Source organism: Moritella sp. (assembly GCF_013215705.1).
In the GTDB taxonomy this organism is placed as follows: domain Bacteria; phylum Pseudomonadota; class Gammaproteobacteria; order Enterobacterales; family Moritellaceae; genus Moritella.
The window spans coordinates 1-11,605 of sequence record NZ_JABSQR010000027.1 but is presented as its reverse complement, the minus strand read 5'-3'; the positions used below and the strand labels follow the sequence as shown (position 1 = coordinate 11,605).

Sequence of the window (11,605 nt, the reverse complement as noted above, 5' to 3'; positions counted from 1 at the left end):
GCCATATTATGTTATCGACATTCACGCAAAAGCTGGCAGGCGCCACTGCATTTATCTGTTACCTTTTGAATACCATATTTTGGTTGATCCCGATTGTTATGTTTTCGCTGTTAAAAAGTATGATGCCCTTTAACGCGGCACAAAAAATACTGAATCATTTACTCGATGGCAGTGCGTCAAACTGGGTCTCTGTAAACAGCATAATCCAAAAAGTAATAGGTGGTCCAAACATCCAAGTAACGGGTATTGATGGCTTGTCGCTAAATAAATGGTACATGGTGATCTCAAACCACCAATCTTGGGTTGATATTTTAGTGTTACAACGGGTATTAAACGGTAAGATCCCGTTTCTAAAATTCTTCTTAAAAAAAGAGCTTATCTTTGTGCCATTTTTAGGCTTGGCTTGGTGGGCGCTTGATTTTCCCTTCATGAAACGCTATAGCAAAAAGTTTTTAGCCAAGAACCCACACATGCGTGGTAAAGATATTGAAACAACAAAAAAAGCCTGTGCTAAGTTCAAGCACAAGCCAGTGAGTGTCATGACTTTTGTTGAAGGTACCCGTTTTACTCCGCATAAACACAACCAACAAGCATCCACATTTACGCATTTATTAAAACCTAAAGCAGGTGGCATCGCATTTGCCCTCGATGCGATGAATGGCCAGTTGGATACTTTAGTTAACGTGACCATTTACTATCCGCAAGGTATTCCCACTTTTTGGCAGTTTATTAGCGGCCAAGTGCAGCAGATCCAAGTTCAAGTCAGCACACAAGACATTAATAGCCATTATATTGGTGACTATAGTAATGACAAAGCCTTCCAGGCTAATTTCCAACAATGGATCAATGAATTATGGCTAAACAAAGATCAAGCGCTAGAGAAGCTTAAGCTAATGAATAAAGTTGAAGCGGATATTGAGAGCAAAGACAAGCCAACCGCAACATTTTACCAACAAGAATAACAACTACCCCCACAATGGGTTAATGAAAACATGGTGGGCCACTTCATTCTCATTCGTAAAACGCCATAAAATAACGCTTTAGGGGTACAAGAAGGCGTAAAAACTGCCATAAATAGAGTCTTAATTCTAAATTGACATTAACATCTCACTTTTACTTTAATCTTAAACGAAACAAGGTGTAACGTGCTATAACTGTTAATGCATTGTTGCATTAATCTTTTTTCGGGACCACATATGAGCACATTAGCACCAAACTTAAACACACCTCTCGATGCCTTATTGCACTGGGAAAAGCATCGTGCCAATGAAGTATATTTACGCCAACCTATTAATGGCACATTTCACGAATTTACTTGGTCGCAAGTCGCAGACCAAACAAAGCGCATTGCTCAAGCACTACAATCACTGGGATTGACTCCGGGTGATAAAATCGCGATCCTCGCAAAAAATAGTGCCGAATGGTTTATTAACGATTTAGCCATTATGTACGCGGGTTATATCAGTGTGCCCATTTATTCCACAGCAAATGCGAAAACGATTAATTATGTGCTAGAGCACAGTGAAGCAAAAGTACTGTTTGTTGGTAAATTAGATAACTATCAAAGTCTAGAAGGGAAGATTCCGGCAGACATTATTACCATCAGCTACCCTTACGAAACGCTTAACTGCCAATATAAATGGAATGATCTGCTTGAGCAACACCAGCCATTAGCCACTCCAGCACATATCAATCTTGAAGACTTGATGTCAATCATTTATACCTCAGGCAGTACGGGGGATCCAAAAGGCGTAATGATCACATTTGCGGCATTCAAATCAGCTTCGCAAAACATTATCAAGAGCTTCGAGTTTGAGCCTGGCGACCGCCTATTATCTTACTTACCATTGGCACATATTACTGAACGTGTATATATTGAAGGCGGAAGTATTTATGCTGGCGAAGGCGTGGTTTCTTTTGTTGAGTCACTCGATACCTTCGTCAGTAATATCCAGTCAGTAGAGCCTACGCTATTTATTTCGGTACCACGTCTATGGACTCGCTTCCAAATGGGCGTATTACAAAAAATGCCAGCCCACAAACTTAACTTCCTGCTCAAGATCCCATTCGTTAGTGGTTTAGTAAAAGCGAAGATTAAACGCGGTCTGGGTTTACATCATGCCCGAATACTAGGCTGTGGTTCAGCGGCAGTATCACCAGCATTATTAGAATGGTACAAGCGTTTAGGGTTAAATATTACCGAAGCATGGGGCATGACAGAAAACCTCGCTTACGGCACCCTAAACTACCCATTCAACCCGCAAAAAATCGGCACTATTGGTAAACCAGGTGAAGGTGTTGATCTTAAAATTTCTGAAATTGGCGAGATCTTAGTGAAAGGTGATGGCCTAATGAGTGGCTATTACAAAGATGAAGCACAAACCAAAGAATCATTCGATGAAGAAGGTTACTTCAAAACTGGTGATAAAGGTGAAATTGATAGTAATGGTTATGTGAAAATCACCGGGCGTGTAAAAGACATTTTCAAGACTTCAAAAGGTAAATACGTAACACCAGTGCCGATTGAATGTAAATTTGGTGAAAATCCAAATATTGAGCAGATCTGTATTACCGGTACAGCTTTAACACAACCAGTTGCATTGGTGGTGCTATCACCAGAAGCGCGTGAACTAGGCCAAGAAGTGATGACAACTAACCTTGAAGAAACACGCCAGCATATTAATAAATCATTAGAATCACATGCACGCATCGGTCATATCATTGTTTTAAAAGATGAATGGACGGTGGATAATGGTTTATTAACACCAACACTTAAATTTAAGCGTCATGAACTAGAAAGCCGTTTTAAACCTTTCTACGAAGAGCAGCACCAAGATAAGATAGTTTGGGAACAGTAAGCTAAAATATTAATGCTAATAAATAAAAGGACGCAATCGCGTCCTTTTTTAATACCTAAAATCGAACCATAAATTAATTCGTTTTTGCTGCTAGGTATTTAATAAGTTCAGTTAGCTTAACGTTGAACTCTTCACCACGCGCTTGAATACTACCCATGTTAATTTGGTATTTACCATTAACGATTAGTGCTGGTACACCACGGATATTCTTGTTAGCGGTATTTTTATCCATGCGTGCTACTTTACCATTCACCGCAAAGCTATTCACTGCTGCATCAAATTTCTTACCATCGATACCTGCGTCAGTAAATACGGTACGGATATCATCGCGGCCAGAGAAACGACGCTTTTGATCATGGATCGCAGTGAAAATTGCCGATGACATTTGATGTTCAACATTCAACAACTCTGCAGTCGCAAATGCTTTTTGCATTTCAATACCCATTTCACGACCAATAAAAGCAACGTGATTTTTTTCTACTTTAATATCGGTACCAGCAAGACGTTTGGTCACATCAGTCATGATAGGTTCGAACTTATTACAGTGAGGGCAATAATACGAAAAGTATTCAGCAACTTGCGGTTTTGATGTTGCCAGCTCAGCGATAACATCATAATGCACACCTTCTTTAAACTGTGCAGCATTCGCAAAGGGTAAAAATAACATTGCAGTGATCAATATAAATAATTTTTTCATTCTTTTCCTTCCTGAAAATTTAAATTAGACATTATTAACGGTACACAAAATTAGTAATTAGGAATGAGAGATAACGGCGATTTTTGTATATTATCAATCTGCTCATGTAAAAATTTTACCTGTTGTTGCCAATACTGCTCATCGGTAAACCAAGCAAAATGACGTTTAAAAGCAGGATCATCCCAGCGTTTAGCAATCCAGCCCATGTAATTCATCATGCGCATGCCGCGTAATGGCTCAATCAATTGCAACTGCTTGGCATCAAAAGAACAAAATTCCTCATAACCTTCAAGCATCACTTCCAATTGCAACAATTGTTCGTGCCGTTCACCATGTAGCATCATCCATAAGTCTTGCACTGCAGGGCCTTGACGGCAATCGTCAAAATCCAATAGTGTTACCTTATCACGCCACAAAATATTACCGGCGTGTAAATCCCCATGTAAGCGGATTAACTGCGTATCATCCGGCTTATATTGCAGCGTAATTTCTTTTTCCAACGCATCATAAACATCAAAAAATGCTGTTTCTAAACGCTTAGGTATAAAACTATTCTGTTGCAATATCTGCTTGGGTGCTTGTACAAACTCGGCGATCGATAATGTAGGTCGATACAAAAATGATTGCTGGCTTGCAAGTTGATGCACGCGACCTAAGTTACGTCCGACAGACTCCAATGCATCGAGGTTATCCACTTCAATAGGACGACCACCGACACTCGGAAAAATGGCCAAGCGATAGCCTTGATAAACGAATAAACTACGACCATCAAATTGTAACGGCGCAACAACATCAATATCAGCAGACTTTAACTGCAGAGAAAAATCATGTTCCTCTTGGATCTGTTCATCACTCCAACGCACGGGACGATAAAACTTCACCACAAAACGTTGACGATCTTCATCTAGAAATTGAAACACGCGATTTTCATAGCTGTTTAATTCCAATAACCCTGAATCCACACGGATACCGATAGACTCTATCGCATCCAACATAAAGTCAGGGGAAAGCAAACTGTAATCAACAGGCAGATTTGTCATTATTATTTCCTAAAGTACGAATCTCTATATCCAAATAACCGTCATAGACGTACGACCAATCTTAGATTGGATACAATAATAGCAAGACCAGTATCACTGAGCTTGCTATTTACTTTAACTTACATTGATTATAAAGCTATTTATAGTTGCCAGTTAATACTATAACTGGCTGATAAAACGGCTTTGCTGGGTAAAGACATAATGCTCATTGCCAAGCTCGGTGATCACAAAGTTTATTTTAATCACCGGTTGGTTCAGATCAAACGGGTCGATGGCTAAACTCACAGGCTGTACTAACAACTCACCCGGTAATACTTCAACTTCACGTGGACCAAACCACTCGTGATCAGGCACGTCAGTAACAGATAAAGTGTATTTTTGGGTAAATGAAGTCTTATTGATAATTTTCAGTGTATAGGTATTTTCAATATTACCATCCGAATTCTCACTATAGAGTGCGTTTCGATCGCGGATAATATCCATTTGTACGGGTGAAATACTCATCACACTCATCGCAAACATCACGGTCATTAACGTCATGACGATACCGTAACCGACTAACTTGAATCTACTTTTCTGATGAGGCTTATTATTTAGGTCATTTTCAGAAGTATAGCGGATCAAGCCTTTCGGGTAGTTCATCCGCTCCATCGTTTGATCACAGGCATCAATACAAGCACCACAGTTAATGCACTCATATTGTAGACCGTCACGAATATCGATACCGGCAGGACATACCTGCACACAAAGATTACAGTCAATACAATCGCCCAGACCTTGCGCTTTGTGGTCAACTTTACGTGAACGCGGGCCTCTTGCTTCACCACGGTTAAAATCGTAACCGACAATTAAGGTATCAGTATCAAACATAGCCGATTGGAAACGTGAGTATGGACACATATGGGTACACATAATACTGCGCATCCAACCTGCGTTACCATAGGTGCAAAATGCAAAAAATAGCACCCAGAAATACACAGTGCTACTCGCCTGCAGCGTGAAAAACTCGATGTAAAGGTCAAAAAGTGGCACAAAATAAGCCATGAATGCGAGGCCGGTAACCACTGAAAAGCTTAACCATGCGGTGTGTTTAAGCACTTTCTTTTTAACTTTATCAACCGTTATCGGTCCTTGATTTAACTTCAAACGTTTATTGGCTGAACCTTCTATTTTTTCTTCAAACCAAATAAAAATAAACGTCCAAATTGTTTGTGGACACATAAATCCACACCACACTCGCCCTAAATAGGCGGTGACAAAGAATAAGGCAAAGGCGCCAACAATCAACAATAACGCTAATAACATCAGATCTTGAGGGAAAATAGTTAAGGCAAAGATATGAATACGTTGTTCTAAGATATTTAATAAGATCGCCTGATGCCCATTCCACTGAAACAAGGGTAATGCAAAAAACAACACCATAAAAAACCAGCCCATGTATTTTCTCAGTCGTTGAAATACACCACTCATTTTTCTGACATAAATATGATTATCAGGGCCGACATTGGTATATTTTGGCTTAACTTTAGGGGTTATATCTTTTATATTTATGCGTTCTTCAGACATTACATGCTCCTTATTTTATATCTTCGATTATACCAAAGAAGCTTAATAAGTCTTTAAAATCATCGGACTTATCTCATTCTTATTAATTTAATCAAACACTTATCACAACCGAAAAACTTGCAGGCAGGTTTGAAAGCAAGTTGACATAGCACCAATTCAGTCATCTCTTAATGGATATAATTATTTAATGAATTAGCGAGGCTATTGGAACACAAATCGGGCGCATAAGCATAGTACAGATCAATACAAAACTACCCTATAACAGATTCTTTAGTTATAAATAAAGACTAGAACAGTCGTTAGTTAAATTGAATATTAAGTAATACAGCGAGCTAAGGTGATAAGCGCCTGGCGGATTTTGTCCGTCAGTAGATAAGAACAATTAATTCGCATGCAGTTTTTATATTGCTGGTCACTGGCAAACAAGGTGCCAGGTGCGATGCTGATATTGTGATCATCCAGTAAGGTTTGGAGTAACTCACCGGTATTAATATGGTCAGGTAACACCACCCATAAAAAATAACCGCCACTAGGTCGGGTGATCTTGGTTTCTAATGGGAAATATTGTTCAATTGCATGGCGCATCTGCTGCTGACGAGATTCAAGTTGACGCCTTAACCGACGCAGGTGAGTATCATAGTTACCATGCAAAACAAATTCTGCTATGGCGAGTTGATTAGGCACAGCAGCAGACAGCGTGGTCATAAATTGCAGTTGTTCGATTTGTTTCGCATAACGACCAGCAACCACCCAACCAACTCTAAAACCTGGCGCTAAACATTTTGAAAATGAAGAGCAATGCAATACCAGACCTTGTTGATCATAAGCTTTAATCGGTTTAGGCTTGTATTCTGAGAAATATAGCTCACTGTAAACATCATCTTCAAGTAAAGGAATTTGCTTCGCTGCTAGCACATCTAAAATAGCCAATTTATTTGCTTCTGGCATCGATGCGCCTAAAGGATTTTGGTATTTACTCATTAACCAACAAGCTTTAATATCATGACTATTCACTGCATGTTTCAGCGCATCCACTGACATGCCGAACTGTGGATCAGTGGTAATTTCGATGGCTTTAAGCTGTAACCTTTCGACTGTTTGCAATACGCCATAAAAAGCCGGGGATTCAATCGCCACGGTATCGCCAGGTTTGGTCACAGCCATCAGACTCAAACCTAATGACTCCATCGCGCCGGACGTGATCACGATGTCATCAATAGACACATCAATCCCATCTCGTATATAACGTTTAGCAATCGCCCGGCGTAGTGCCACACTGCCAGGAGGGAGTTCCGTGACTGCACTCTGGACAGGCATCGTTTTGATGGTTTTGGCTAATGCTTGACCCAATTGTTTTAACGGAAATAATGCCGGATCAGGGAAAGCAGAACCAAGCGGCACAACATCAGGACGTTTACAGGCAGTAAGCACTTCAAAAACATGTTCATTGATCTTAATTGCACGATTAGTCAGCTGCGGGATTGTCTGCTGAGGTATGGCCAGACGATTGAGGTGAGCAGCAACAAAATACCCAGAACGCGGTTTAGCATAAATCCAACCTGCCGACTCTAACAGCTCATACGCTTTTAACACCGTCATCGGACTGATGCTTTGCATTTTGCTCATTTTACGAATAGATGGAATACGATCGCCGGGTAGCCATATGCGCTGCTCGATCTGTAATTGGATCTCAGCCGCAACACCGTGGTAGCGACTTTTTTGTAACAACATAAATCTATCTACCTAAGAATCTACCTGAGTATCGACATCAAAACATACCGAACAAACAATCGCACAGTAAAAGAAAATTAAGTGCGATTGATTATATACGATATTTTCAGGACTATGCTATTTACTCACCACACAGACCGACATCCTGACCTAACAAGTAAATGAAAATATTAAGCTTTGCGCATATAACGATGAAATTTCTCTACCCAAGTTAATAATTTCTCAGGACTGTTGTTACGCTTCCAGTTACCTGCCACATATTTATTTGCTTCGCTCATGGTGGGATACGGATGGATCGTGCCTAACACTTTATTTAATCCTAACTTATATTTCATTGCTAAGGTATATTCTGCCAATAGCTCACCCGCGTGGCTCGCAACAATCGTAACCCCGAGGATCTTATCACTATTTGCCGCCGTTATAACTTTAACAAAACCTTTGGTTTCACCATCTGTGATAGCCCTGTCTAAATCATCAATATGATACTTCGTCACTTGATAATCGAGTTTTGCTTGCTGTGCTTCATTTTCGCTAATACCAACACGCGCCAACTCAGGATAGGTATAAGTCACCGCAGGAATAACACGATAATCAGTTGCAAATTTTTTCACCGAGCCAAATAATGCATTTACAGCAGCAAACCAAGCTTGATGCGCCGCGACATGAGTCAGTTGATAAGGTCCAGAAACATCACCGACGGCATATATATTCGGAATAGATGTTTGTTGGTACTCATTAATCTCAATAAGACCGCGATCTGTGATAGCAACATCGAGTTCCTCCAAACCAAAACCGCGCGTATTCGCCTGACGTCCCAAGGCTAAAAAGACCTGATCAAATACAACTGAATCACCATTCGATAATACAGCACTATATTGACCATCTTCATTCACAAAACGCTCAACTTTATTACCTAACAATATAGTGACACCATCCGCTTGCAACTCAGCTTGCACGACAGCAACTGCATCTTCATCTTCACGACCCAATATTTGCGTGGCCATTTCGACTTGGGTAACAGTCGAGCCTAAACGGGCAAAGCTTTGCGCTATTTCACAACCAATCGGTCCACCGCCTAATACTAATAAACGAGACGGTTGTTCTGTTAACTGCCACAAGGTTTCTGATGTTAAATAGGGAACATCTGTTAGTCCTGGAATTGGCGGCACAATAGGACGGGCGCCCGTTGCCACGATTATATTTTTTGTGGTTAATATCTGATCACCAATCTGTACATGCCAAGGGTCAATAATGTTGGCTTCTGCGGTGAGACATTCAACCCCCATCGCTGAATAACGTGCGATAGAGTCATGCGGCTCTATCGTCTTAATGACATTTTTAATACGTCCCATCACCCTTGCAAAGTTGATATTGTTAATCTCGGCATCAATCCCAAACTCATCCGCACGGCTAATTTCGGCCACCGCATGTGCGCTACGGATCAATGCTTTAGAAGGTACACAACCGGTATTTAAACAGTCACCACCCATTTGATGTTTTTCAACTAACGTCACTTTTGATTTAACGGCTGCCGCAATGTAAGCACTAACCAAACCGCCAGCACCAGCACCTATGATGATCATGTTTCGATCAAATGATTTTGGTTTAGTCCAACGCGCATAATGTTTACGTTGACTAAATAGTGCTAACCCACGTTTTGCAATCCAAGGAAATACACCCAATAATACCAATGAACTGAGCAATGATGGTGAAGCAATACCCGATAAACTGTTTATTTCACTTAGCTGTGTACCGGCCCAAACATAAACAGCCGTACCCGCTAACATACCGACCTGACTTACAAGGTAAAAACTACGGGTGCTAATCCTAGTTAATCCCATCAAAATATTGATCACAAAGAAGGGAAAAACCGGGATCAATCGCAACGAGAATAAATAAAAATCACCGTCCTTTTCCATGCCTTTATTAATCGCAGCAAGGCGTGCAGCAAATGTCTTCTGTACATAATCACGTAATAAATAGCGGCTAACTAAAAAAGCCAGCGTCGCGCCTATCGAACTAGCAAAAGAGATAAGTAGCAGGCCATAACCAAAACCAAATAACCCACCACCCAGTAACGTCAGTAATACCGCACCCGGTAATGAAAATCCGGTGATAGCCACATAACTCACAAAGAAGATCAGCATAGCCAAAGAGTGATTATCCGCAATATAATCGCCAGAGGTTTGCTGCAATGTTTTAATTTTCTCCAGAGAAGCGTATTGGTTTAGATCAAAACCATACCACAGTGAAAACACTGCAATAATGACGAAAATAATAATTTTTTTGTTATGCGAGCTTGAGTCGCTATCATTGGTAGCCATGCGGCACCTATCCTTGCACTAATTAATCAATATAACCGTAAGCTTAATCCGGAATAATCACAAAAGTCTCACGACTCTCTTCCCATTCTATATTTATGTTAAGTTGTAGCACGGTTAAGTACATTAATGGATCTTTGGATGTTTATCTACTTGGCGGGATCAGATTTATTGATAGATTCCGAACGTATATCTATTTTTAACGAAATAATTAAGGTATAAGAAAAATAATAATATTAAGCAATAGATAATTAAACTCTCAAAAAAAAACAGCGAAATAGAGTTAAGCTATATCGCTGTTAATAATTTGATTAATACGGATACTGATAGCAGCGTAATTAAATAATAAACTCCGGACCCAAGCCAAAGCTCCACATCACCACAGTGAACCCCATTGATGCGACAAATAATACTAAACCAACAGTTAATAATGATGACGCATAAATGAAACCACGTTCTTCAGTGATATGCATAATAATCGGAACCCCGGTATACAGAGCCCGTACCGAAAATGCTACCCCAACTAATAGTGCGAGCATGATCACCCAAGCAATAGGGATCAAGGCTACAATACCAGTAATAAAGATAGGTGCAGCTGTGTATGTTGTTAGCTCTAACGCTTGAGTAAAGCTGGATGATGAGCCAAAATTAGCAGCCATCCACTGCACAAACAGCGAAAACGTTGCCACAATAGCAATACTCGCAATCACCATACCGACTGCCATTATCCCTGCACTGGAGGAAGATAAATAGGTTGTGTCACCAAAGCCAAGCTTCCACCCGGTCACCGATGCGGTATACCATGCTGATACAGCAGGTATTAACGCAAATAAAAACAGACTCACCACTACCGATAATAAAGACTCATGGTGCGTATCAATATCAATCCATTCGTCCTTGGGCTGCACGTATAAACCCCATAAGTGTTTTACTAACATAAGCTGATTCCTTGATGTAAGAGTTACATTAAGTATTAGCGAAGATATTGAGATTGCCATGTCAATTAAGAACTATTACACATAATAGTGATCAGGAGTACGAACTGGGTCTTAAGGTATTGAAAAGTCATTTGGATATTTAGACTAATCAACTGAGCTACAGCTCCGCGTAATCTGTTCGGTACTTTATCACTGAATTTTAGGCACAAAAAAAGCCTGAATCTTTCGATTCAGGCTTTCGTTGTTTGTTGGCGGAGTGGACGGGACTCGAACCCGCGACCCCCGGCGTGACAGGCCGGTATTCTAACCAACTGAACTACCACTCCGCACAATCTGTGCTGACATAATCAGTCTTAATTTATAGTCTCTCGACGTTGTTTGGCGCTTGGCGATGCCCTACTCTCACATGGGGAAACCCCACACTACCATCGGCGTTATTACGTTTCACTACTGA

8 protein-coding genes and 1 tRNA gene are annotated in these 11,605 nt (G+C 40.5%); 2 read left to right on the top strand and 7 right to left on the bottom strand.

The window, feature by feature from the left end; translation table 11 throughout:
- Positions 1-8: 8 nt before the first annotated feature.
- Positions 9-962, top strand: a complete 954-nt coding sequence (locus HRT96_RS16550; protein ID WP_293158973.1) for an acyltransferase — start codon at positions 9-11, stop codon at positions 960-962.
- A 234-nt stretch (positions 963-1,196) separates the two neighbouring features.
- On the top strand, positions 1,197-2,858 hold the full coding sequence (locus HRT96_RS16545) for an AMP-binding protein (protein WP_293158971.1): 1,662 nt from the start codon (positions 1,197-1,199) through the stop codon (positions 2,856-2,858).
- 73 nt (positions 2,859-2,931) lie between these two features.
- On the opposite strand, the gene HRT96_RS16540 is transcribed toward HRT96_RS16545, so the two are convergent.
- The 7 genes from HRT96_RS16540 to HRT96_RS16510 all read right to left on the bottom strand — a co-directional run bounded on the left by HRT96_RS16540 (position 2,932) and on the right by HRT96_RS16510 (position 11,477).
- Positions 2,932-3,555 carry a thiol:disulfide interchange protein DsbA/DsbL gene (locus HRT96_RS16540; RefSeq protein WP_293158969.1) on the bottom strand — a complete coding sequence of 208 codons (624 nt, stop codon included), beginning with the start codon at positions 3,553-3,555 and terminating at the stop codon, positions 2,932-2,934.
- Between the two features lie 50 nt (positions 3,556-3,605).
- The gene (locus HRT96_RS16535; RefSeq protein ID WP_293158967.1) at positions 3,606-4,595 is read right to left on the bottom strand and encodes a serine/threonine protein kinase; all 990 of its coding nucleotides are present in this window, start codon (positions 4,593-4,595) and stop codon (positions 3,606-3,608) included.
- A 159-nt stretch (positions 4,596-4,754) separates the two neighbouring features.
- Positions 4,755-6,161: a cytochrome c oxidase accessory protein CcoG gene (gene ccoG, locus HRT96_RS16530; RefSeq protein ID WP_293158965.1), complete on the bottom strand. Its 1,407-nt coding sequence runs from the start codon at positions 6,159-6,161 to the stop codon at positions 4,755-4,757.
- 315 nt (positions 6,162-6,476) lie between these two features.
- On the bottom strand, positions 6,477-7,892 hold the full coding sequence (locus tag HRT96_RS16525) for a PLP-dependent aminotransferase family protein (RefSeq protein ID WP_293158963.1): 1,416 nt from the start codon (positions 7,890-7,892) through the stop codon (positions 6,477-6,479).
- 170 nt (positions 7,893-8,062) lie between these two features.
- Entirely contained in the window at positions 8,063-10,216 is a 2,154-nt protein-coding gene (locus tag HRT96_RS16520; protein WP_293158961.1) for an FAD-dependent oxidoreductase, read from the bottom strand.
- Positions 10,217-10,551: 335 nt separating this feature from the next.
- Positions 10,552-11,151 carry a Yip1 family protein gene (locus tag HRT96_RS16515; RefSeq protein ID WP_293137872.1) on the bottom strand — a complete coding sequence of 200 codons (600 nt, stop codon included), beginning with the start codon at positions 11,149-11,151 and terminating at the stop codon, positions 10,552-10,554.
- Positions 11,152-11,400: 249 nt separating this feature from the next.
- Positions 11,401-11,477, bottom strand: a tRNA-Asp gene (locus HRT96_RS16510).
- Positions 11,478-11,605 lie beyond the last annotated feature (128 nt).